The sequence below is a fragment of the Myxococcales bacterium genome (assembly GCA_016717005.1).
Lineage (GTDB): Bacteria > Myxococcota_A > Polyangia > Haliangiales > Haliangiaceae > UBA2376.
On record JADJUF010000018.1, the window covers coordinates 1 to 23,498 of the forward strand.

Annotated in this window: 21 protein-coding genes and 3 pseudogenes; 5 read left to right on the forward strand and 19 right to left on the reverse strand. The window is 70.1% G+C overall.

The annotated features are described in order from the left end of the window. The first annotated feature begins 672 nt into the window (after positions 1-672). On the forward strand, positions 673-870 hold the full coding sequence (locus IPL61_17070; GenBank protein ID MBK9032957.1) for a hypothetical protein: 198 nt from the start codon (positions 673-675) through the stop codon (positions 868-870). A 709-nt stretch (positions 871-1,579) separates the two neighbouring features. On the opposite strand, the gene IPL61_17075 is transcribed toward IPL61_17070, so the two are convergent. The 15 genes and pseudogenes from IPL61_17075 to IPL61_17145 all read right to left on the reverse strand — a co-directional run bounded on the left by IPL61_17075 (position 1,580) and on the right by IPL61_17145 (position 15,398). Continuing rightward, positions 1,580-1,873 carry a hypothetical protein gene (locus IPL61_17075; protein ID MBK9032958.1) on the reverse strand — a complete coding sequence of 98 codons (294 nt, stop codon included), beginning with the start codon at positions 1,871-1,873 and terminating at the stop codon, positions 1,580-1,582. A gap of 124 nt (positions 1,874-1,997) precedes the next feature. Beyond that, complete coding sequence (locus IPL61_17080; GenBank protein ID MBK9032959.1) at positions 1,998-2,615, reverse strand: hypothetical protein; 618 nt, start codon at positions 2,613-2,615, stop codon at positions 1,998-2,000. Positions 2,616-2,980: 365 nt separating this feature from the next. Next, complete coding sequence (locus IPL61_17085) at positions 2,981-3,280, reverse strand: hypothetical protein (GenBank protein MBK9032960.1); 300 nt, start codon at positions 3,278-3,280, stop codon at positions 2,981-2,983. A 2,080-nt stretch (positions 3,281-5,360) separates the two neighbouring features. Then, positions 5,361-6,038 (reverse strand): hypothetical protein, encoded by a 678-nt coding sequence (locus IPL61_17090; GenBank protein ID MBK9032961.1) that lies wholly within the window; start codon positions 6,036-6,038, stop codon positions 5,361-5,363. Positions 6,039-6,270: 232 nt separating this feature from the next. Further along, a complete protein-coding gene (locus IPL61_17095; GenBank protein ID MBK9032962.1) occupies positions 6,271-6,636 on the reverse strand; it encodes a hypothetical protein in 366 nt (121 codons plus the stop codon). A gap of 5 nt (positions 6,637-6,641) precedes the next feature. Further along, a complete protein-coding gene (locus tag IPL61_17100; protein MBK9032963.1) occupies positions 6,642-8,060 on the reverse strand; it encodes a hypothetical protein in 1,419 nt (472 codons plus the stop codon). After that, positions 7,963-9,633, reverse strand: a complete 1,671-nt coding sequence (locus IPL61_17105) for a hypothetical protein (GenBank protein MBK9032964.1) — start codon at positions 9,631-9,633, stop codon at positions 7,963-7,965. The genes IPL61_17100 and IPL61_17105 overlap by 98 nt, the downstream gene beginning before the upstream one ends. Positions 9,634-9,811: 178 nt before the next feature. Further along, positions 9,812-10,351: a hypothetical protein gene (locus tag IPL61_17110; protein MBK9032965.1), complete on the reverse strand. Its 540-nt coding sequence runs from the start codon at positions 10,349-10,351 to the stop codon at positions 9,812-9,814. Then, entirely contained in the window at positions 10,348-10,992 is a 645-nt protein-coding gene (locus tag IPL61_17115; protein MBK9032966.1) for a hypothetical protein, read from the reverse strand. The genes IPL61_17110 and IPL61_17115 overlap by 4 nt, the downstream gene beginning before the upstream one ends. 64 nt (positions 10,993-11,056) lie before the next feature. Next, positions 11,057-11,629, reverse strand: coding sequence for a hypothetical protein (locus tag IPL61_17120; protein ID MBK9032967.1), 573 nt, complete (start codon positions 11,627-11,629; stop codon positions 11,057-11,059). After that, positions 11,630-12,779 (reverse strand): annotated as a pseudogene (locus IPL61_17125) (IS4 family transposase). 116 nt (positions 12,780-12,895) lie between these two features. Then, a complete protein-coding gene (locus IPL61_17130; GenBank protein MBK9032968.1) occupies positions 12,896-13,195 on the reverse strand; it encodes a hypothetical protein in 300 nt (99 codons plus the stop codon). Between the two features lie 745 nt (positions 13,196-13,940). Beyond that, positions 13,941-14,138, reverse strand: coding sequence for a histone H1 (locus tag IPL61_17135; protein ID MBK9032969.1), 198 nt, complete (start codon positions 14,136-14,138; stop codon positions 13,941-13,943). A 246-nt stretch (positions 14,139-14,384) separates the two neighbouring features. Continuing rightward, positions 14,385-15,119 carry a trypsin-like serine protease gene (locus IPL61_17140; GenBank protein ID MBK9032970.1) on the reverse strand — a complete coding sequence of 245 codons (735 nt, stop codon included), beginning with the start codon at positions 15,117-15,119 and terminating at the stop codon, positions 14,385-14,387. A 63-nt stretch (positions 15,120-15,182) separates the two neighbouring features. Further along, positions 15,183-15,398: a hypothetical protein gene (locus IPL61_17145; protein ID MBK9032971.1), complete on the reverse strand. Its 216-nt coding sequence runs from the start codon at positions 15,396-15,398 to the stop codon at positions 15,183-15,185. Positions 15,399-15,829: 431 nt separating this feature from the next. Between IPL61_17145 and IPL61_17150 the strand changes: the two are divergent. Next, positions 15,830-16,553: pseudogene (locus tag IPL61_17150) on the forward strand (DUF924 domain-containing protein). Between the two features lie 465 nt (positions 16,554-17,018). Here the strand turns inward: IPL61_17150 and IPL61_17155 are convergent. Continuing rightward, a complete protein-coding gene (locus tag IPL61_17155; GenBank protein ID MBK9032972.1) occupies positions 17,019-17,204 on the reverse strand; it encodes a hypothetical protein in 186 nt (61 codons plus the stop codon). 1,295 nt (positions 17,205-18,499) lie between these two features. On the opposite strand from IPL61_17155, the pseudogene IPL61_17160 reads away from it, so the two are divergent. The 3 genes and pseudogenes from IPL61_17160 to IPL61_17170 all read left to right on the forward strand — a co-directional run bounded on the left by IPL61_17160 (position 18,500) and on the right by IPL61_17170 (position 20,764). Beyond that, a pseudogene (locus tag IPL61_17160) lies at positions 18,500-19,006 on the forward strand (hypothetical protein). A gap of 28 nt (positions 19,007-19,034) precedes the next feature. Further along, entirely contained in the window at positions 19,035-20,354 is a 1,320-nt protein-coding gene (locus IPL61_17165) for a DUF87 domain-containing protein (protein MBK9032973.1), read from the forward strand. An 83-nt stretch (positions 20,355-20,437) separates the two neighbouring features. Continuing rightward, complete coding sequence (locus tag IPL61_17170; protein MBK9032974.1) at positions 20,438-20,764, forward strand: hypothetical protein; 327 nt, start codon at positions 20,438-20,440, stop codon at positions 20,762-20,764. Between the two features lie 12 nt (positions 20,765-20,776). Here the strand turns inward: IPL61_17170 and IPL61_17175 are convergent, their stop codons facing one another. The 3 genes from IPL61_17175 to IPL61_17185 all read right to left on the reverse strand — a co-directional run bounded on the left by IPL61_17175 (position 20,777) and on the right by IPL61_17185 (position 22,804). Next, positions 20,777-21,457 carry a YXWGXW repeat-containing protein gene (locus IPL61_17175; GenBank protein ID MBK9032975.1) on the reverse strand — a complete coding sequence of 227 codons (681 nt, stop codon included), beginning with the start codon at positions 21,455-21,457 and terminating at the stop codon, positions 20,777-20,779. 100 nt (positions 21,458-21,557) lie between these two features. After that, a complete protein-coding gene (locus IPL61_17180; protein MBK9032976.1) occupies positions 21,558-22,517 on the reverse strand; it encodes a hypothetical protein in 960 nt (319 codons plus the stop codon). Continuing rightward, on the reverse strand, positions 22,466-22,804 hold the full coding sequence (locus IPL61_17185) for a hypothetical protein (GenBank protein ID MBK9032977.1): 339 nt from the start codon (positions 22,802-22,804) through the stop codon (positions 22,466-22,468). Before IPL61_17185 ends, IPL61_17180 begins: the two co-directional genes overlap by 52 nt. Positions 22,805-23,498 lie beyond the last annotated feature (694 nt).

Genomic DNA, 23,498 nt, shown 5'->3' on the forward strand with positions numbered 1-23,498 from the left:
GGACGACGCGCTGCGGTAGCCTGCCGTTGAACAAGATTGAGCTATTGGTCACGTAGACTCCGCTGCTGAAGACTCCTACTCGGGCATTCTAATCTTGATATCCCTGACTTCTTGTCGTCGCCCATTTTCAAAATCAGCAGTCGGACTCTTCGTCAGATCTGCGTTATTTCAGATTGTATGCGTCTGCCCATCGGGTCCCGTCAAGCAAGGTCATTGTCCCTATGGTTGTGTAGAAGCCGGTTTCTTGGGCTCCAAAGAAAGAAGGGGAACCTCTTGGTTGCGACACCGAGGAGGGACCCCCGCCAGAAGAAATCAAAACGATCCCTTCCGCTCGGGCTACCCGGCTCGTGATCCCGACGCAAGAAGACTTCCAGCGTGACCTCGCGGCGCATGCCGGCTCGCGGTCAACGGACGTTCCAGGTCGCCCTCGACGAGGAGCGGGCGTCTGGTCGGCGCCGGGCCCTACAGGCGCAGCGACGAACGTCGACGTCCGCAACGGCGCCACCACGGCCGCCGCGTCGTGACCACCAACGGCGAGGTCGGCGTTCCGGGTCCAGGCGCACCCGCGCCGGTGGGGCGGCAACCGCGCCGCTGGGGCTGGTACCTCAATCGCCGCCCGAATCGACGACGCCATCACCGAGACGTACGTCCGTGGCGCCTCGACCCCAGGACATGGCGCCCATCACCCAAGCGCTGCTCGGCAAACTGGGTCAGCCGCTCGACGGTGAGAATCGCGTGACCCGCCGGCTCGGGGACGAGGTCGAGACGTTGCGCAAAGACCGATCACCGAGGCCCGTCACGTACCTGTACATCGACGCCACGTTCATCGACGCGCGCTGGGCCCGCACCGTCGAGAACGTCTCCGCCTAGTGGCGTACGGCGTCGGTCCCGATGGCCATCGTCGCCTCCTCGCCGTCCGCGTCGGCACCCAGAGTCCGAGGCGAGCTGGGCCGGCCTGCTCCGCAGCGAGCTCGTCGAGCGCGGCCTCCTCACGGGGTCGGCGGGTCATCGCCGACGCGCACGCCGGCCTGCTCCTCGCCGTGCCAAAGGCGTTGCCAGACCCGCATGCAGCGCTGCACCGTCCACCTGATGCGCAACGTGCTCGCGCACGTGCCCCCGCGCCACCAGAAGCGCCTCGGCGCGAGCTCGTGGCCCCGTGCTCCACGCCGCCAACCTCGTCGACGCCAAGAAAGCGCTGCGCAGTTTCCGCGACCGCTTCGCCAGCCAGTTCGCCAGGCCGTCACCTGCCTCGAGAGCGGCTTCGTCGCCGCGACCAGTGATACTTCGCCTTCCCCGGGCGCACTGGCTGCGCATCCGCACGAACAACGGCCTCGAGCGCCTCCGGCGAGGATCAAACGCCGCACCCGCGCCATCGGCGCCTTCCCCATACGCGCCAGCGCCACTCCGCCTGATCGCACCACCGTCGCCCAGCGGTCGGTGTCCATCTAACGCGACCGCATCACTACCTCAACATGTCGCTGCTCGACAGCCACGACGTGGGCCGCGGCGGCCGGCGCGAACGATCACGTCGCGGCCGCGCGACGCCACCACCCACCCTCGACGTTTCCCCTTCGGGCATTCACACAACAATCGAGACTTGACCCCAAGTAACCGCTTTGCCATCAGCGCTTGTTGTACTAGTAAACCCCTGTGACTTGAGATTCGCTTCAAATTCGCTTCGAGGAACGTCGGTGCTGACGTTGGTACCACTGGCATCTTTTGCCGTGGTATTCTTGTACATCGTTGCGGCTCCCGTGGCAAGTTGTGCCATAGGCTTGATCGGGTTGCCTGGACCGCAGTCTGGTGGCGGCGTCGGCGTCGGCGTCGCGGTCGTGACGTCGGGCTGGAAGTCTTGCTCGTCGCGCGTCGCCACCCGGTGGCTTCAGGACCGAAAGGTGCGGTGCCAGCAGGATAGTCCCCGCCGCCTCGCGGACCAGCTAGCGCCTGCCCAACCTGGTGCCCGACGTAGGTAGCGGCGACTACGCCGACGACCGCGCCTACCACTGCGCCTGGTGGCCCCGATGGCAACCCAGCTTCCACCCCGAGTACTGCTGCCTGCGCCGGTGCCGCCCAACCGGGTCACGTACCGCACAGGATTCCCAAGACGAACCGATACAACCCCGCCTTCGCGGCTCCGTCCACGCCGCATCCGGCACGAACCGATACATCGGGTCCGCCTGCGTCCAGCCGAGCGCCAGGCCATCGTAGTAGCGGACGCCGTAGTAGCTCAGCCCCGTCAGGTCGTCGCGGAACTTGTCGTTGAAGCGCCGGCGCTGGCCTGCGATCGTCGCGGTCGTCGCGCCGCTGGCCTGCACGACGTCGCCGTACGGCGCGTAGACGAAGGCCGACTGCACGACGCCCCCGGCGTTCACTGACACCAGCGTGTTGCTCGACAGCCCGTGGTACTGGAGCTCGAGCGACGCGACGTTGTTCGCCCAGGTCGCGTTGCCCGCGGTCCAGCCGCCCGCCGGCGACACCACCTTCGCCACCGGCGTCCCCATCGACAGGTAGCTGTACGCCGTCCCGATCGTGTTGGCCGCCGTCAGCTCGACCTCGCTGTCCCCGATGAACAGCCGCGTCTTGGTGATCGTCCCCGCCGCGTTCCGCGTCACCACGCCGACGCGGTGGCCGTCGTGATCGTAGTAGTACCTCCTTGCCGGTGACGGTGGTCGTGCCCGGCTGAACGTCGTCGCCCGCCGCAGCTGGGTCGTCGCCGTCGTAGACGAAGCGCGGTCGGCGCGGCGGCTGCGCGGACCGCGCCGCTGTGGACCTCGGTCTGGTTGCCCGCCGTGTCGTAGACGCAGCTGCGCAAGCGGTTCGTCCCGCCCCGACGACGGCCAGCGCCGCCGGCTCCTCCCGGATCGCGCCCGCCGGCGTAGTCGTAGGTCACGTTCGCGCGCGACCACCTGCCCGCCCGCTGCCGGCGTGCGCCGACCGTCGCGCTCGGGAGCTTGCCGCTGCCGCTCGTCCTGCGACCCCATTAGGCGCCAACGCCGCCGTACTTTCGGTTGCTTGCCTGGCTCACCCTCGTGAGCTCATGCAGCAGGTCGTAGCCTGACGCGAAGTCGTACGCCGCCGCGCCCATCCAGTGCCGCAGGCGCGCCGGGTCGTCGGACCCGAAGTAGTCGAGCTGCTGCTTCGCGAGCTGCGAGTTCGCCGTCGCGTTCTTGACCGTCTGCGACGCCACCCGCGTCAGCACGTCGTAGGTGAAGTCGCTCGCGAAGTTCTTCCAGCCCGTCGTCCCCGGCGGGGTCAACAGCGGCGCCTGGCGCCGCGTCACCAGCCCCGCGACGTTGCGGGTCTGGGTCGCGACCGTCCGTGCGGTCCCGCCCGGCGGTCCCGCCCGACGCGGGCGTCCGGGTCAGTGATGCGCTCGGCCGGCGTCAATGGCCTCGTCCGGCGATGTCCGGTTTGCGGACCTGCCCAGGCAGACGCAGCCAGACGGTCGCTCGCTTTCGCGTCGCGGGCTTGGCGCTGGCAGGCCGCTTGCTCTGGCCTGGCGCGATGTCGTTGCCACGCCCCGTCCGGCCCGGTCGGTTCCTGCTGATCAACCGCCGCTGCGTGCAACGTCAGTTCCTGCTGCGGCCGGACGCGAGACCAACCGGACGTACCGCTACTGCCGCGCGGTCGCGGCCGCGTCTTCGGCAGGATCATCTTGCCGTCGGTGATGTCCAGCCAACATGCGGAGCAGCACAAAGCGCGTGCATCTCGGACGCGCGCCGTCGCGGCGTGGCCAATCGCCGCAGATCTCGGCCACCGCCGTGCCCGCAGCCGCGCCGCACGCGCCGCCAGCCACAGCCGGCGGCCCCGCCACGGTCGCGTCCGCTGAACCACCCCCGGTCCGGTAGCTCCGCCACGCACGCCGCCGGCTACCGCCGCGGTCGCGTCCGCAGAACTACCCCCAGTCCCGGTAGCTCACACACCCCGGTCTAGGTAGGGCAGTGCTTCCCCGCCGAACTACCTACCGGTCCGGTAGCTCTCGGTCCCGCTAGCTCCGGTAGCGGCCTTATCACTTTCAGGGCCGCACCGTGTTCGCGGGTACAGTTCCTCGAAGACGAGACGTAGCGCCGGCGGCCGAATCTTGCGGCTGCCGTCGTCGCGCTGATCGCCCGCGTGCCGGACCTTCATTCTCATGCCGCTCTTCCGCTGTGGCCTGCGTTGCCCCGTTGCGGGTGCGCTGCGGCGAGCCGAAGCAACAGCGCGATGTTTGCCACGCGGTCTATCGGCATCCGACGTCGCTCGCGTTCGGTGCCGTCACGCCAAGGAGACCTGCCCTTCATCATCCACTGCAATAGTCTCGAGTGCGCTACCTCGAAACGAGAAAGTCAGCTCGACCGAGAATTGGCCGAGCGCGGCTCGCTCATCATCGCGCCGTGCTCGAAGCGTTTGGCCGAGCACGACCTGGACATCGCGCACCTCTTGGGGAGTGCGTCGTCCAGCACGGCTTCTACATCGATGCCAGGCGCATGGAGGCTGAGACGATCGCATTTTAGCCACGCGGCTCCGTTGCCGCACTGCGAATCGCAGTGATCGCCGGCGCGCGAGCAGGGCCCAGCTGCGCAGTCGCGTCGGCCGAAAACCTGCCAGGTGCCGAGATGCACCTCGCCGTCATCATGACGGGATCAGACCAATAATCGATCGTCACTCGCCGTCGCAGCCCCGAAGTATCATCTGAGAACCACGTATCCAGAGTCATCGCCCAGGGTCGGCCGAGCTCACGGTCAACTGGCTGGCTACCCGGTCGACGAATGGTCGCATATCCGCCGCTGTGATGGGTATGGCCATCGTCGTTCTATCGCTGTCCACCGCTATCACGTCGAGTCCGCAGAACAGCCGTTCACGAAACTGGCGGCCATGCTCCGCTGCGAAGGCCTCGAGGTCTTGGGGCAACACCGAGAACGCCCCAACCCCTGGCTATCCCGGCTGGTGACGAAGTAGATCTGGCCGTGGAACGAGGCCGTCCGTAGGCCGGCAGCCGCCATGAGCTCTGTGTCATTCATCAGTTCGGCGCCGACCAACATCGCGAGGTGAGTGCCGGTAGGCATGCGTAAAGGATCCCATCAGGTGAGGTCTGCCGGGCGAGCCCCGGCAATCTCTTAAGCCAAGCCACGAACATCTTCGAAAGGGACCGTCTGGAAATCGAGGCTAGTCATCGATTCCTTTCATCAATCCAGAACCGCGACGAGGGCCTATAGTTTTCCCAGTCTCGAATGAAGTACTTTTGGTCTACGTACCATGTGCCGTCCGGCTGCAACGTACGAATCGTTACATGGGGCCCTTCGTTGGTGTCGAGATGACCTGCTAGCTCCCACTCTATCAGAGTACTGCCGTCAGCGCTAATGAACCAGCTGGGCTTTTGCTCAATGAAGTTTGCAAGCGAACCGCCTGCGTGATGCTCCGCCGGGGGGCGGTCCCGCGCCGAGCGAGTCGAGTTGCTGTTGTGCGCTGCTGCGTGGAAACAGGTAGAACGGCGTCCGCTCCTCTCGCTGGCCATCCTCAAGTCGCGGCAGGAAACACCCAGGGTTCGCGCTGCAACTGACGTAGCTGTAGATGTCGTACGCGATCGCGACTCTGCTGACCCACTCGGCCGGATGAGCGCGGTTAAAATCGGCGGTCTGCCGCGACGCCGCCAAGACGCTATCGCAGGGCGCACCGAAGCACCCCCACCCCAGTCGCTCGGCGGCGCCCATCTCGACGCTCTTTGCAGGTTCACGCCCTGCCACATGCAGCTGGCTCGCGCCGTACGACGTGCCCGCCGGCATGCTGCTGCCGCCGCTGCCGCCGCCGCCGTGCAGCAGCGAATAGAGCATCCCAGCCCCCGCGGCGCCGGCGTTGAAGCTGACGATGGCCCCCGCACACGATCCGTCAGCGCACTCCCCGCTCAGCCCGGTCGGGTCGGCGTGGTTCACCGGGTCGTTGAACGAGAACGCGTACGGGTTCGCGGTCGTCGACCGCGCCAGGATCGCGATCGGGTCGCGCTGGAGGAAGCGGCCGATCGCGGGGTCGTAGGCCCGCGGCCCGAGCAGGACGACGCCCACCTCGGGCAGGTTGTCGCCGCCGTTCCAAAAAGATCATCCGTGTAGGTAAGCCCGGCGGCGCCGCTGTCGCTCGTCAGGTTGCCGAAGGCCGCGTAGGTCGTGGCCTGGATGACCGTGCCGTCCGCCTGGGTGAAGAAGCGGTTGGCGCGGCCGTCGCCGTGGCGGTAGATGGTCTCGGTCGCGCCGGGCGCGTCGGCAGCGGTCAAGGTCGTGCGCAGGCTGACGAACGTCCCTAGCGGCCCCGGCACCTGCCGCTCGATCTGCACCACGCCGTCGGTCGGGTCCGGCGCTCGATCAGGCCGCCGAAGTTCCAGATCGTGCGCGGGTTCGTGCCGCTGACCGTAGTCTTCATCCGGCCGGCCGGGCCGTAGGCCAGCTTGACCACGTTGCCGCCGCGCACGATCGTCGTGATGCGCTGGCTCGCGTCGTAGGTGAACGTCCGGATCTGGGCCGTCGCCGTGTCGCTGGCGACGTTGCCAGCGCCGTCGTAGGTGAACTGGCACGCGGTGCCGGACCCCGGCAGCGCGAACCGACACAGGCGATCGGGATCGCTCGCGGTCGGCGTGTAGCTCCGGTTGCCCGACCCCGTCGTCGACATGCGCGTCAGCAGGTTGCCGAGCCCGTCGTAGGCAAAGGCCTCGATGCCCGGTTGGACCCCGCCGGTCTGCGCGCGCGCTCACCCGGCCGAGCCCGTCGTAGTCCGTCACGAACAGGCTCCCCGGTCGGCGTCGAGTGGTACTCGGTGGTCACGCGCCCGATCGCGTCGCGGACCCGCTGCTCGAACATATAGGCGCCGCTCGCCGTCATGATCGTCGCGGAGAGCGGCTCGTGACGACCGAACGCGTCGTACGTGTAGAACTCGCTGACACCGTTGCCGAACGTCACGGCGTGGTACTGCCCCAGTGGCAGAATCGAGGTGGCCTGGAAGACCGCTGCGCCACCCAGCTTGATCTGGGTCGTGCGCCACGCGCTGTCATAGTCGTAGCGAAGCGTGTCGTTGGTCTCGGGCGTCTTGAGCGTCAATGTCACGGGCACGCCGCCCGCCGTCAGCTCGACAGTCTGGGACGTCGTCCCGGCGACGCCCGCGTACTTGTAGACCGACGACGTCTGGCGCCCGAGCGGATCGTAGCCATAGTAGACGCTGCCGGCCGTCGGGTTCTCGACCCACGACAGGCGGCCCCGGAGGCCGGCCGCGCCAGCCGCCGGTTGGTCGGCCGTGCCCGAGTGCTCGTCGTAGTGGAAGATGTCGCGGGCCTCGAGGACGTCCGGTCCACCCGATGGGGTCGAGACCAGGTCGAGCTGCGTGACCCGCCCGAAGCCGTCGTAGCGGTTCCGCGCCGCGCGGCGCTTGGTACCGTCCATCCACCAGCTCTCGAGCGCGCTCCCGTCCTCGTCGTAGCTGATCTCCTTGGCCGACATGCCCGGCTCCTGCATCCGCAGGACCCGGCCGAGCGAGTCGTACTGAGTCGTCCAGCTGACGAGCCCGGTCGTCGTGCTCGGGGTCGGGTACCGGCGGTTCGCGACGACGCGCCCGAGGCGGTCCCAGTCCTGCTCGACCTTGTCGAGCACGACCGACCCAGCATCACGACGCAGGCGCTGGAGCTCGCGGCCGAGCGCCGTCAGGACGCGTTGATCGCGCTGGCCGTACCGGGCCGACGCCGGATCGTGCTCGTCAGGCCCAGACGACGTGACGATCGCGTTGCCCGCCGAGTAGCTGATCGACGACTCAGCGACATAGACCTTCCCCGCCACCGAGGTCTGGGTCGCGGTAGCGTTGTAGCCGGTCGCCTCGACCGACCGGACCGCCCGTCCGCGCCGGTCGAACACCGCCGTCGTGCCGTAGGGATGGACCGGCATGGTCGCGGGATCGAACGGATTCTGGCTCGACTCGAACGGGGCCGCCTCGAAGACGACCCGCCCGAGCTCATCGCGCTCGACCAGGCCCGAGACCACGGTCGCGCCGCCGTAGCTGTCGCCGAGCCCGACCTGGGTGAACCGCGGCCGGCCCAGCGCGTCGAGCACGGTGACCGCGCGTTGCCGCCGAGGCTCGCTGGCCTCGGCTCCGGTGAGCGTGGTCCCGGGGAACGACTCGGCGATGACGCGACGGTGCCCCGGCGTGTCGTCGTATTGAACCTGGCGCAGCGTCAGTGCGTTCCGCCGCCCCCCCGACGGTGCGGGTCGGTCGGCCCAGCGCGTCGAACTCAACCGGGGTCGAGATGCCCGACTGGTCCTCCGAGGTGGCGCCCAGCGATGGCCACGTCGAGACGGCGGTGGTGCGAACGAACCTGGCAGCGACGTCCGATGACGACACCGTCGTGGTCGTGACGGTCGCGCCGAACGGGTCGTACTCGAAGGTGGTCGTCCGGGTCGCCGCCGTGCCCAGGCTGCGGGTCGAGGTGACCGTCGACAGCTCGCCGAGCGCGTCGTAGGTGAACGCAGCGTCCTGGTGCGTGTCCAGGTAGCCGGCGTCGCTGAAGCGATCCACCAGGCGCGCCGAGACGCGGCCGCGCCCGACCGAACCGAATGGCAGTCCGTCGTACAGCAAGCGCGTCCTGCTGAGGACGTGCTCCGCGCCCTCTCTGACGCCACAGTCCGTGGACGTCACCGACGTGACGACCGATGGAAACGGCGTGCCATTGGCGTACGCGAGCTGGACGCAGACGTCGTCGTCTGTCCGGCGCAGATCGCCGTCCTGGCGGGTCGAGGTCGGGCGTCCCCAGGCATCGACGGCGAGCACCGTCGCCCCGGCGTAGACGTTGTCGGCGCTCGGCAGCGGCGCCCCCTCCCAGGTCTTACTCGACGCCTGGTAGACGACCCCATTGGCCGTGCACGTCTCGGGCGACAAGAAGGCCGCGCCGTCGAAGTAGTCGCCGCAGTCCCAGCGAAGGGCCGGCACGCCAGCGCCCTCGAACGACGCCGGCCGGGCCTGGACGCCGTAGGTGAGCTCCGTCGATGCGAACGGCGTGACCGAGCCAGGCGTCAGGTACAGGTCGAGGTCCTCGGGGTCGAAGTCTCCCTCGGCGTGCGACACGACGCGCAAGCGACTCGCGGTCGCCACGGTCGTGAAATCGGAACCCGCCGGCGCGGTCGGGTCGAAGTCGGACGCCGTCAGGACGCCGCTGACGACCGGTTCGCCGGCCTTGACGATCGACCGCCCGGCCAGCACCAGGTGGCGCCGGTACCCAGGGAACACCCAGCGGGCGGACTTGCCGTCGTACACGTAGCTCGCACCGCCGTAGCGGTAGTACGTCGTGGCGTCATCTTGGGCCGAGCCGTCGACGACGCGCGTCCGGACCGAGCTGACCACGATCTCTGGGAACGGCACGGCGTGGGCCGTGACACGGTCGATCTTAGCGTTGGCGTAGCCGATGGTGGTCACCGCGCCCTGCGCATTCGTGATCATGCGCAGGCGGCCTACCGCCAGCAGATCGTCGCCCGCGCCGGGGACCATCGACTCCATGGTCAACAGCTGGTCCTGGACGCGGAGGATGTCGGGCAGGCCGTCGCCATCGAGGTCCGTCAAGGCCGCAACAACCTCTGCGCTCTCGTCGCAGCGACCGACTGACTCCGGAGATCGGCACGCCCAGGCCGGCATCGGCGGTCAGCCAGCGACGCAGCCCGTGGCCCGTAGCGGAGTTGATCCAGGTACCATCGGGGCCCAGGTCGTCAACAACCCCGTCGCCGTTCACGTCGATGTATCCGACGCTCTGCTTGTCAGAGAACTCCGCCCCGGCGAATCAAGGCACTTGTCGACACGATCATTTATATAGCGGTCACCGCCAAATGAGATGTCGCGGTACTCCAGTCGAACGCAGGCGGCCCGAGGCGGTCCGATCAGCAAGCCGGACAGTCTGCCAGGACGAGGTCCTCCACGCGGCGAGCGCCGCCAGATATGGCCCGTCGATGCCGTTCACCCAAACCGCCTGGTCCGTGTCCGCGCCGCCGAACCAACGCTCGAGATGAAACAAGCCTGCGAGCGTCGGCATTGTCCACCGTGTTGGCATCGCTGGCGTCATGTCGAACTCGACGAATGCGCCCAGGCGGTTGTAGAACACCATAGGATGCGATCCGCTCGTGGTGCTCGAGCACGGCAGAAACGACAGCCGTTCGGAATGGGGGGTGGCGACCCGCTGGTAGAAGTAGCCCAGCGAATACTGCTGCGTCCATGGATGAGCGGCGTCACGGGGCATATCCGGAGCATCGCGACCATCACACACGCCAACCACCCTGTCCTCGGACACGAGATCCGGATAGCCGTCCTGGTTCATGTCCTTCACCGACCATTCGGTCCAGGTGTCGCTACCGAAGGTCATCTTGTAGTCCTGGTACTGTGGGCACTCGACCTCAGGACCACTGCAATTTCCCGGAATGCCCAGGTCGACGTCGCCCTGCGACTGCCCCGGCTCACAGCGACGGTCTCGGCACTTATAGGACACGACTCTCGGCCAGCTGCGCGTTCGCCCCAGGGGCGTGTTCTTCCAGCGCGCCCAGTGGTGTGCCATGGGTCAGGGAAGAGCCGACCTCGGAGAGAGTCGAGGATGTTGTCCAGACCAACGGTGTACTGGTAGGCGCGGAACATGAAGACCGAGACCTGGGTGGCACGCCAGTGCACGCCGCCTTGGCCATCGTCCTCGTTGATCCAGACGCGCCATTGACTCTCACTCTGCCCGCCTCGCGCGTCGATCACGCCGAGGCGACCGTCTCCGTTCCAGTCCATGAACTGGGTCCAGGTCTCGGTCACGATGCCCATCTCGTGGGCGTCGCCCTGGTGGTTCGCGGGCTCCAGAAAGCGGAATGTTGTCGTCTCTGACAGCTCGGCAGGCTCGTCCCAAGTCACCTCTGGGCCATCGAGACGAGCGCCGTCTCGGGTCACCAGGCCTCTTGCCATGTGCCAGCGGTCGCCGTCTTTCCACAGCTCGTCCGGCACGCCGTCGCCCGTGAAGTCACGGATCATGTGGCGTGCGAGCGTCGTCTCGAGCCTGGCGCTGTCCCACCGGTCAGATGGATTCTGCAGGGGCTCAACCTTGGTCGTTGGCCGATAGGTCATCAGCGTACGTCGCCGGAAGGTTGGCCGATCGGGGGACCTTGACCGGCTCTCCGAAGTGAATCTTCTCGTCCGGTCTGGCGAGCGAGCCGTAGTCGTACGTCGCCACGGGCTCGGAGCCGACCCCGTCCTCGCCATGGAAGACAACTACGCTCAAGCGGGGCTTGTCGGTGTCGAGGTCAGGCGCGTACTTGAGCTCGTAGCTTCGGATGACCTTCGGCAGCGACTTCCGGTCGAGGTTGTTTCGCGCCTTGACCGCGATCGATGTGACGATCGTCGACCGGTCAGTCGGCAGCATGTCGTCGGCAGAGCGGTCGAAGACCGCCGCGGTCTCGCCCGGCCGCCTGTCGCAGACCGTCCCCACGGCCCCGTCGGCTCGCCACCAGCCGTCGTAGGCGAGGTCGACCTCGTAGAGCGGGGTCTTCTCGTCGTTGTAGGCGTATGAGATCTTGGTGACGTGGAGGTCGGGCCGGCAGAGCCCGAGCCCCTCCCCCGTGTCGTAGTCGACGTGGACGTGGTCGGTGCCGACCCTGAGCCATCCCCTCATTCAGATGATGCCAAAGACCTTGCGGAAGAACGCGTGCTGCTTGACCTCGGCGTCGTACGCGACCATCAGCGGAGCGAGGCGGTCGTCGCCCATCATCGGGATCGCGGCGTAGAGGTTGAGGCCTTGGTTGAACAGCGACATCGTGCGCTTCTTCGACGTGTTCGTCTTCATGAGGCGATCGAGGCCGCACGCTTCACCGGCGGCGCCGAGCAGCGTCAAGAGCGCTTGCGCCACCGCCGCGAGCAGCAGCAGGCGATCGCGGCGGTCGGTGCTGCCGATGCGCGTCGCCGAGAGGCCGAGCCCGAAGCGCAGATTCTTCTGGTCGCGGAACGTCTCCTCGATCGTGAACCGTCGGCCATAGAGTTTGACGACATCGGCGGCCTTGTCGTCGCGCCGCGTCGTCGCCAGGCACCAGGCCTCCTTCATGCGCGGCGCATGCACCACCACGACGGCAGGCACCTCGGCACGCGTGCGCGTGATCTTCGCGCCGCGGATCATCGTGGCGCGCCCGCTGGGTGGCAACCACTTGCCGGCGGGACGCTGATCACCGGTGGCATCCTCGACGTGGATAGCCGCGCGGAATCGGATCACGTAGTCCCAGCCCAGCGTCTCGAGCAGCCGGTACAGCTTCTGGTCCCCGAACCCACGGTCTGCCAGCACCGTGATCTTGACGTCGGTCGCGACGCACTCATGCAGCCGCTCGATCAGCCGGTACTCGTACCCGTTGCGCTTGCCCTCCAGCGTCGACTTCTTGACGGTCAGCCAGATCAGCGGCGTCGCCCGCCCGTGGCTCGTCATCAGGTAGCCCGCGAGCGTCGCGTGGTCGTCAGCGTCGAACTCGGTCCAGTCCAGCGCGAGCACGATCTCCTTGCGCGGCCCGACGACGAACTCGGCCCACGGCTGGAACAGCGACCACATGTCGAACCCGTCGTTGCTGAGCATGCGGTCGGTCTGCTTCACCCCATGCTTCGCGCTGTGATTCGTCGCGTGGGCGTAGCCGCGCCCGATCGCGTGCACCGATAGCACCGCCGCGTCCAAGACGCCCACGACCCCATTCGCCAGCGACCGCACCCGCAGCGTGCAGGTCGTCACCGAAGACTTGGTCGATCGTCTCGGCGACCTGCAGCGGGTTCTTCACGAAGCTCGACATCGCGCGGCGTTTCATCATGCCGCGAGAACCAGCGGCGTCGAACCGAAATTCCGTCGACGACAAAGAAACGTCGGGAGCAATCTCACGCATTTACGCCCTCAAAACGAGGGGATCCCTCAGGTGCCGACCAGGTCATTGATGTCGGTGAGGAGCCAGAGCGTGCCTTCCGCTCCGTGGGCCTGGAAGACGTACTCGAGGTTCCCCAAGGTCTTCAGGCGCCATTCGGCGCCCACCTTCGTGAGTTCTTGATACTCCGACGCAACTACCGGGACGTAGCGAGTGCCAGCGCTATTGGCGGGGACCATGCGCTGGGGTGCTCCGTCGAGCGCCAGCATGAGGCGTGGTGGAGTCGTGCCGTCGTCCGCGCTCGCCATCGGTCGGTTGCGCTCGGGGTGCTGCCAGGCGACGTAGCTCACCGGCACGTCCAGCCTGCGCCCGCGGCGCCGGCCCGCGTCAGCCCGTGTAGACGACCGCCAGCGGGATCGGAAGCGGTCCGCGGGCCGGTGGCAGGTCGAGAGGGACGCGCGTGGCGAAGCCGCCGGTCGGCGACACCGACGGCCCCAGTCCAGCGCCTTCCCGACAGTTGCATGGTGTGACCCGGGCGCGAGCTGCGCCTGGCTGAGCACTGGCGAGGCGAGTGTGACCACCACCGCGGCGGCGAGACACGCCCGCAGTCGTCGTGGTGTGGCGGCGACTCGACTGGCGGACGCCTTCGGAACCTGTCGTTCGAACATTGAGACACCTCTGGTTGTGGGCGGCCTATCGGCCGCCACGTCCAGGAGTTGCGTCTCCGCGTGAGAATTCTCGATGCTCGACGTGACCCCGCGAGATCGCAGGTCGGCGCCGCTGGAGCCCGAGTGGGCGCGGAGCCGGGCGCGGGCGCGGGCGCGGGCGCGGCGCGGGAGCGGAGCCGGAACCGGAACCGGAACCGGAACCGGGCCGGCACCAGGGCCGAAACCGGAACCAGCGTCGGAACCGGAGCCTGGGCGGCGCGCCGGCCGCGGAGGCAGCGGCCAGCACAGCGGCGATCACCGCCTGGCGGCCATCGCCATCGCGCGCCGCATCGCAAGGCGCGCCGCGACGCACCCAGGCGCCACAACGGCGGCGCCGCTGGGCCGACCGGCGGCCCAGGCTAAGAGAGGCTTGCCGCGAGCGCTCGAGCTACCGCGACCGCGGGGCGGTCACAGGCTGGGAGCAGCGCGCGGGCAGGGCGAGGCTCAGGCCTTGCCGTCGTTCTGAGCGCCTGCACTCGGTGCGGACCTGCTGGGCGAAGTTCTTCAGGTCCTGCATGGCGCCGCGGACGCGGGTGCCGGCGGCCTTGTTGCCGTCGTTGTAGAACTTGATGAAGTCCGCCTCCATGGCCGCGACGAGGGCCTTGAGCTCGCTGCGTAGCGGGCCGAGCCGGGGTCTTGGGGGCAGCGGTCTCGGTCTGGTCGGTTTCCATGGGTCGCACCCTGCCCCACCTCAGACCGCGGGCGTCGGCAAGGCCCCCAGCGCAGGAGCGCGGCCGGGAGATCACCCCGCCACCGGAACGCCCCGGGCACGGAGTTGCGGCCGAGATCACCGCCACCGGCAAGTCCCCGGCACGGCGGCCGCGACCGAGCTTCACCGCCGGCGGCGGCAGACCGAACGCCACGAGGCGAGCCCGACCAGCGACGTCGCCGCGCCGCCGCCGCCGCCGGTGCTGCAGCAGCCGCCGCTGTCGTCGGACGGCCAGCACACCCCGCCGCCGCCGCGGCGTCTCGCGGCAGCGTCGAAGCCCGAGGGCACGCGTCGTCGGCGCCGGCGGTGCACCGCGAGCACGCACAGCGACTGATCGCCCGACGCCGCGCACACGCCCGACTGGCAGTCGGTGCCGTCGGCGCACTCGCTGCCGACGCCGCCGGGCGCGAACGGCGCGACGATGACGCCTCTGGAAGCACTCGTGGCCGTCGGGGCAGGGTGAGCGGCGTCGCAGCCGCAGTCGGGATCGGCCGGCAGCGCGCCCTGGCCGCACGCGGCGCCGCAGGTGCCGTCGGCGGCGCACTGCAGCTCGGGCACGTGCTCGTACAGGAACGCGGTCTCGGCGGCGATGCGGGTGTCGGCGCCGAGCTGCGCGCACTGCTGATCGGCGAACGACGCGATGCCGACCTGGGCCAGCTCAGGCTCGATCATCGCGAACGACGGGCCGCCCGAGTCGCCCTCGCACTTGCCGCGGCCGTTGGTCTGCGACCAGCAGATCAGCGACGCGTCGGACAGCCCGACGAACGAGCACGAGACCGAGGTTCGATCGACCAGGCGCAGGACGCCGGCGGTTGACGGGTTGGTGCGGCTGGTGGCGCCGAAGCCGACGAGCTGCAGCTCGGTGCCGGGAGCGGGACCTTGGCGGCGTCGAGGATGATCGGCACCGCGCGGCGCGGTCGGTCACCGGCGTCGCCAGGCGGATGAGCCCCGATGTCGTGGGTGCCGAGCGCGTTCACGTTGAACAGCGGGTGCTTGATGATCCTCGGTGGCGGGCACGACGATGCCGGCCGAGGTGAAGATGTTGACGGTGTCGAAGTGGACCCGGAGGCTGGCGGTGATCTGCGCCTGGCTCTGACCGAGGACCGCGGGGTCGATGCAGTGGGCCGCGGTCAGCACCCAGTCCTGGTTGAGCAGCGTGCCGGTGCACAGGCCGCCGCCGAGCCTCGAGCGCGACGGTGGTCGGGAACTGTCCGACGGTGGTGGCGGTGGTCCGCCGACGATCGGCGCCTGGAGCGGGCCGGCGACGGCGGGCGCGGGCGAGGAGGCTTTCCGGCCAGGACCAGTCCGAGAGTACGCATGGCCGCAGCTCCTGAGCCGGGCCCGATCCGGATGCCTGCGCGCTAACCAGCGATGGCACCCGTGCGGCCCCCCCGCCTCGCGCGGCGGCGTGGCGCACGCGGGGACCCCATCGACGAGGGCGCGCGCGTGGCGGCCCGCCCGCCTCGTGCGGCGGCGTGGCGCGCGCGGGGACCCCGTCGACGAGGGCGCGCGCGTGGCGGCCGCCCGTGGCAGCATCGGGCCATGGCGATCGACGAGCTGTGGACGACCTGGTTCGGCGCGAACGCCGACGACGCCGGCGCGGCGGCCCCGCGGTGGTGGCGCGGTGGTGGCGCAAGGACCCGGCGTTCGACGCCGCGCTGACGCCAGTTCGCGCCGCTGCACTGCGCGGTCGTCGACGGCGCCCACGAGGCCTGGCGCGCGACGGCGCGCGGCGCGGTGGCGCACGTCGTCGTGCTCGATCAGCTGAGCCGGCACATGTTCCGCGGCACGCCGGCGATGTACGCCAGCGACGCGCAGGCCCTGGCCGCCGCCAAGGACGCGGTGGCGCGCGGGTACGACGCGCGCCGTGCCGGCGGCGGGCGCGCGACTTGCTGTACCTGCCGTACATGCACAGCGAGGCGTTGACCGACCAGGACGCGTGCGTGGCGCTGTTCGCCGACGTCGCCGGCGCAGCCGAGGCGGTCGACTTCGCCGAGCGTCACCGGGCGATCATCCGGCGCTTCGGCCGCTTCCCGCACCGCAACCAGATCCCTGGGCCGAGCCTCGACCGCTGACGAGCAGGCGTTCCTGCTCGAGCCCGGCTCGTCGTTCGACGCGCAGCGCCGGATCTACGCGCGGGGAGGCGCGCGTCGCGCGGCGCGCGTCGCGGAAATGTCTCGCAGCGAGGCTCGTCGGGCTTGCCGCCCGAAGGCGCCGCCCCGTCCGGCGGGCCTCGGAGGCCCTGCACCTGCCTGGCCCGGCGACGCCCCGCCCCGACCGCTCAGCGCGTGATCCGACCTCGCCAGCGCTGCGCACGTCGTCGACCGCGGCCTTGACGACGGCCGAGCAGCGCTGCGCGGTGCAGCCCGAGACCGAGAAGCTCGAGCCCTTCACGCCCGGCACGCTGCCCCGCACACGCCGTGGAAGTGACGCCGTCGGCGGTGCCGGCGGCGATCTTGATGCGCGAAGCCCGACGGATCGGGATCGACGTTGGTGATCGACGCCGCCAGCGGCGGCGGCTTGCACGGCGGCTGGCGGAGCCGCCACACGGCGGGGCGGCGCGCGGCGTTTTCTGAGCACGACGGCTTGCCGGCACGCCACAGCGGGCTTGCAGCGCGGCCTGCCCTTCACGCCGCAGGTCGGCCGGGCGCCTTGCTGGGGGTGTCGTCGACCGGCGGCACCGCGGCCAGCTCGTCCGGGAAGGGCACCTGCGCCGGGGAAGTCGGACTTCGGGGGGCGCTGGCCCCCGCGTGAACTTCAGCTTGAGATCCGGAAGTCGGCCGTGTCGAGGCGGCCCTGCAGGTAGACGTGGATGAGGTGAGTGCCCTCGTCGAGGTCCTCGAGCTTGCGCTGCTTCTTCCGCTCGTTGACGTCGTCGGCGTCGGCGTCGGCGCGGACCAGCACCTTGTTGTTGGGGTCGAACACCTCGAACGCGACGTCCATGTCGGCGTCCCCGCGGGCACGGCCTCGAAGTCGAGGTCGAGCGTGCCCGAGCCCGGCAGCGCCAGCGAGTACCACTTGGCGCGCTTGTACTCGGCGTAAGTCCAGGCTCGCCGGAGACCTTGGCCTTGTTCTCGTCATCGAGCTCGATGGCCTGGCCAGCGTTGGTCCACGGGGTCGGCTTCTTGCCCTTGTACCCGCTGTGCTGGGGTAGCCTGCTTGCCCGCACAACCCAGCCCGCCCAGGACCAAAGGCCAGGACGACCAACGTTCCGACGTGTCGCATGCGCGGAACATAACACCACGTCTGGGCCGGATCGACCTCGCGGGCTCCGCCGCGGTTCCCCGGTGGCGAAAAAATCCCCCGTGAACTCGGGACGATCGGGCGCCACCAGAAACTTGCCCTACTGGATCTTACATGTAGGATAAAGTCCTCCCCGAGGTACCATGGCCAACAAGCCACTGCCCAAGAAGTTCTCCGCTCCGACGCCCAACAAGCGCACCTCCGACGGCACCCGCGGCGGAGGTCGCAGGCATCCTGGCGCTCGGCGCCAGTCTGTTCGTGCTCCTGGCGATGCTCTCGCTCAGGCGCACGCGCTGGTCATGGGCCCGTTCGGGCGCAGCGTCGCTGCGCTCGTCTGCAAGATCGCCGGCCTGGGCAGCTATGCCCTCGTGATCATGGCGATCTCTGCCGCGGTGCGGTCGCTCATGGAGAAGCGCCCGCTGATCCGTGGCAGCTCGCCGTCGGTGTCCCGCTGGGTGCGCTGGCGATCGCGGTCCTGCTGCAGCTCGCGGTGCCCACCTACCGCATCGCCGGCATCGGCCCGGGCGGCGGGCTGGGCGAGGACCTGGCCGAGGTGTCGCGCGCTCATCTCGACCGCGGGCACCGCGTTCCTGGCGCTGGTCGGGCTGTTCATCGCGGTGATCATCGCGACGCCGCTGCGGATGCGCCAGGTGCTGGGCTGGATCGGCATCGGCGCCCGCGCCACCGGGCGGTCGCTGGCCACCGGCGCCCGCGGCGGCGGCAAGTTCGTCGCCGAGGTCACCCGCGCGATCCTGCCAGAGCGCGAGCGCGACGAGTACGAGGACGACCTCGCCGACGACGGCGAGGATCCGCTGGCGGTGGCCGACGGCGAGCTGCCCGAGCCGATCATCGTCGACCGCACCGTCCCCAACGCCGCGTTCGCCGGCGACACCGAGCGCATGACCACGGCCGTGCCCGACGACGAGGCCGAGGTCGCGGGCAAGCGCAAGAAGAAGAAGCGCGAGCCGGCGACGACCGAGGTCGATCTGCCGCCGATGGCCGACGTGGTGTCGCTGCCCGAGGTCGCGGCCAAGAAGAAGAAGCCCAAGATCGAGATCGTCGACGACGTCGAGACCAGCGAGCTGGCGCTGATCGCCGAGCCGCCGACGCGCGCGGCCCGGGGCAGCGCGGCCCCGCTCGGCGGCGCGTCCCTGGCGGTGGCAACGGCGCCGACCGCCGACGGCCCGGCGTCGCTGATCGTCGAGCCGCGGTTCAAGCACGCCGACAAGGCCGAGATGGCGGCCAAGGAGAAGGCGGCCGAGAGCGAGCGCGGCTTCGTCAAGCTCGGCGACGGCGCCTACCAGCTGCCGGCGATCGGCCTGCTCAACTACGACGCCGCCGGCCAGAACCAGATCGACAAGAGCTTCATGCTCGAGCTGTCGGCGCGCCTGACCAAGACGCTCGAGCACTACGGCGTCAAGGGCGAGGTCGTCGCGATCCGGCCCGGCCCGGTGGTCACGATGTACGAGTTCGCGCCGGCGCCGGGCATCCGCGTCGCCAAGGATCGCGAACCTGTCCGACGACCTCGCGATGGCGCTCGAGGCGCTGCGCGTGCGCATCGTCGCGCCGATCCCCGGCAAGGCCGCGGTCGGCATCGAGGTGCCCAACAAGACCCGCGAGAAGGTGTTCATGAAGGAGATCGTCGCCGACGACACCTTCCGGCGCACCAAGGCCAAGCTGCCGATGGCGATCGGCAAGGACATCGAGGGCGCGCCCGCCGTCGTCGACCTGGCGCGCATGCCGCACCTGCTCGTCGCCGGCACCACCGGCTCGGGCAAGTCGGTCGCGGTCAACGCGATGATCTCGAGCCTGCTGTACTCGTGCTCGCCCGAGGACGTCCGCTTCATCATGGTCGACCCCAAGATGCTCGAGCTGTCGATCTACGAGGGCATCCCGCACCTGCTCTTGCCGGTCGTGACCGACCCCAAGAAGGCCAACCTGGCGCTGCGGTGGGCGGTCGACGAGATGGAGCGCCGCTACGACCTGCTGGCCCACGCCGGCGTCCGCGACATCACGGGCTACAACGACAAGATCGGCAAGGCCCGCGCCAAGTGGGAGGCCGAGCAGCTCCGGCGCGCGGCCGACGCCGCCGAGGCCGCGGTCGGCGCGGCGGTCGACGTCGACGACGATCAGATCGAGCACGTCGAGATCACCGGCGAGCACGCGCCGATGAGCGAGCCGGCCGTGCGCCTGCCGTACATCGTCGTGGTGATCGACGAGTTCGCCGACCTGATGATGTGCGCGCCCAAGGAGGTCGAGACCTCGGTCGCCCGCATCGCGCAGAAGGCGCGCGCCGCCGGCATCCACCTGATCCTCGCGACCCAGCGGCCGTCGGTCGACGTCATCACCGGCCTGATCAAGGCCAACTTCCCGTCGCGCATCGCGTTCCACGTCACGTCGAAGATCGACTCGCGCACGATCCTCGATCAGGGCGGCGCCGGGCGCTCTTGGGCGCGGGCGACATGCTGTTCTCGGATCGCGGCGCGGCCCCGGCCCGCTTCCACGGCTGCTACGTCGACGAGGAGGAGATCCACCGCGTCGTGGCGTTCCTCAAGACCCAGGGCCGCCCGGTCTACAACCTCGACATCCTCAAGCCGCGCGACGAGGAAGGCGCCGAGGGCGAGGGCGGCGCGGCCGCGGGCAACGGCGGCAGCAAGGTCGACGACGAGATGTACGACAAGGCGGTCAACGTCGTGTGCTCGACCCGCAACGCGTCGATCTCGTGGGTGCAGCGCCAGCTGCATCGGCTACAACCGCGCCGCGCGGCTGGTCGAGGAGATGGAGAAGCAGGGCGTCGTCAGCTCGCCGGACCACAGCAACAAGCGCGAGGTGCTGGTGGCGGCGGCGTAACGCGCCGCGCTCGCGAGGTCGCGAGCGCGCGGATAGCGACGAGCCCGGTCGATATGGTGCGCGCGGGCGGTGGGGCGGCGGTGATGATCACCGCCAAGGCCACGCTGGCGCCGGTGCACGTCAACGCCGCCGATCTGGACGCGGCCGCGGCCGCGGGTCGGTGGCTGTGGCCGAGCGGGGTCGTCGTCGTCGCCCGGGTCGTCGTCGGCGCCGACCTCGGCGCCGGCCGGTTCGCGATCGGCGACGCCGCGACCGGCTGGATCATCGAGGTGCCGCGCGGGACCCCGGGCGCGGCGGCGATCGCCGCGGGCGCCGCCGCCTGGATCGTGGTCGCCGACCCGCGCTTCGACGCGGGCCGGATGACCGTCACCGCCCGCGATGCCGAGCCGCGCTACGTCGCGGCGCCGTGACGGCGACCAGGCTCAGCGCCAGCCGCCCTCGATCCAGACGTAGTGATCGCCCTGGAGCGACCACTGCCCGCCGACCCACGTGCGCCCGGCCCGCTGACGCTCCCAGTGGCCCGGCGTCCAGACGTAGCTGCCGTCGCGCCAGACGTGGTTGCCCGTCACCCACACGTAGCCCGCGCGCGGGCGCTGCTGCTCCATCACCGGCGCCGGCGGCGGCGCGGTCGGGTACGCGGGGAGGTCGATCCACGCGTCCGCGCGCCACTCGTAGCGATCGCCACGCTGCTGCCACTCGCCGCGCTGCCAGCGCTTGCCGTTGCGGTGCTTGTCCCAGTGGCCACGGATCCAGACCCACTGCCCGGCCCGCCAGTCCCAGCGGCCCTCGATCCAGATCTTGCCGCGGCGCGCGCGGCCGGGATTCTCGGCGCGGATCGGCGGCGGAGCCGCGGTCGGGTACCCGACGACGATCGGCGGCTGCGGCCGGGCCACGACGATCGGCGGCTGCACGATCGGCGGACGCACCACCACGGTCGGCGGGCGGACCACGACGTTCGGGGGCTGGACGACGACGACCGGGCGCTTGTTGCGGTTGCGGTCGCGACCACGGCCGCGGCCGTGATCGTCCGCGGCGGCCAGCGAGGAGCCGGCCACCATCAAGGCCAGGGTCAGAAACAGGGTGCGACGGGTGCGAGCCTTCATGAGTTCTCCTTGGGGCGCCTTGGGCGGCTGGGCGGCAGCCAGATAGACGCGAGGGACGGCGCGGCCATTCAACCACGAAGACCCCTGTGGACACCGAAGGTTAGCCGAGGGCGTCGACCGGCGGGTCGAGTTCGTGAGCCTGCCGTGACCGGGTCAGCGCGTGGCGTAGTCGAGCTGCACGCGCTCGACCGCGGGCTCGTGATCGCCGTCGGTGGTGAACCGCAGGCGGTACTGCAGGAAGCGGCGCACCGGCACGCCCGGCAACGCGTTGCCGGACGCGAACTCGCCCGACCAGGCCTCGGCGGCGCACGCCGGCGCGGTGTCGCACGTGCGCAGCGCGATCGTCACGACCGCGCCGGGCGCGGGCCGCTCCAGCACGGTGATCCGGATCGAGCGACGCGACCTCGGCGCCGCCGGCCGCCAGGAGATCGCGCACCGAGCTGGTGAAGGTCGCGACCGTCGGCGTCGGACCGGTGCCGGCCGGATCGGCGTAGCGCACGGTCAGCCAGCTCTGGTCGAGGCTGCCGCCGCCGCTGGCGATGTCGAACCCCAGGCCCCAGGGCGACGTCAGCGCGCCGCCGTCGAACGCGGTCGGATGGAAGCGGTCGGTGGTGTCGCCGGTGAGCGTGTTGTTGCGCAGCGTCGTATTCGCGGCGGCGTTGCGCAGCGTGGTCGTGACGTTCGAGACCACGTTGTCGATGTTGAGGCGGTAGCCGACGTCGACGCCGGTGATCGTGGCGCCGGCCGAGGGCGTGAAGGTGAACAGCGCGGGGCCAGGCTCGCCGACCGCGCCGGCGGTGAGGGACTCGAAGCGCTCGGCGCGGCCCTCGGCCGGGCGCAGCCGCGCCGCCGGCAGCGGCTGCCCGACCAGCTCGGGGCCGCTGGCCACCGTCAGGATCGACCTCGCCCCGAGGCTCGACTCGGTGGTGTCGAACACCAGGTCGTGCCAGCCCACGGCGAGCACGAGGTCGCCCGTGGTGACGTCGAAGTTGCCATCGCCGAGGTTGATCAGCCGCTGGGTGCCGTCGACCCACAGCCGGTAGCCGTCGTCGGACTGCACCCGCAGCCGGTAGGTCCCGGCGACCGCGACGAAGAGCTGCCCGACCAGCGCACGCCGAAGGTGTTGACGTCGGTGACGCCCAGATCGGCGGGCTGGCCGAAGCCCCAGTCGACGTTCGCGGCCGCGGCGACCACGCTGGTGGCGCCGACGTCGAGGAACTGGGCCCCGTCGAAGCCGGTCATGGCCAGGCCGCCCACCCCGTCGACGCGGCACCGCGTCAGCCCGCGCGGGATCGTGGCGCCGTCGAGCCGCGGCCACAGGTCGACCGCGCCGCCGCGCTGGGCCACGGCGACCCGGAAGCCGTACCAGCCGGTCGCGGGCGCGTCGAAGGTGGCCGCGCCGCCGGCGCCGAAGTTGACGCCGATCAGCTTGGTGTACGCGGTCGATCCGATCGGCGCGAGCTCGAGGAACGCGTGATCGTCGCCGTCGAGCTGGAACCCGTGGCTGCCGGCGGTGAGGTACAGCTCGCCCCACCACCACAGCGTCCAGTCGGTCGCGGCGGTGATGCCGACGCCGGCCGGGAACGCGTCGTTGGGGAGGTTGAGATCGACGGTGCGGGCCAGGCCGAGCGGCGGGTGTCGCCGGCGGACCGAGCCGTCGGCGGTCGTGCCGTCGTCGAACGGCGGCTCGCTGCCGCCGGCGCACAGCGAGCCGACGTAGTAGGCGCGAGCGCGACCGCGCCGGCGGCCTCGAGCCGGGTCTCTCGACCTCGATGGGCGCGCCCTGGCCGAAGTCGGCGGCGGTGTCGTCGATCAGCGCGCGGCCGGTCGTGGTGGCGGCGTCGACGTCGGCGCGTCGACGTCGAGCGCGTCCGGAGCCGCGGCGTCGACAGCGGCGTCGAGTCCGCCGCGTCGAGGGTCCCGCGGCGTCGAGGTCCGCCGCGTCGGGCTCGCCGACGATCGCGTCGGGTCCGCCGCGTCAGGCTCGCCGACGATCGCGTCGAGGTCCGCCGTTAGGAGTCCGCCGCGTCGCCGCCGTCAG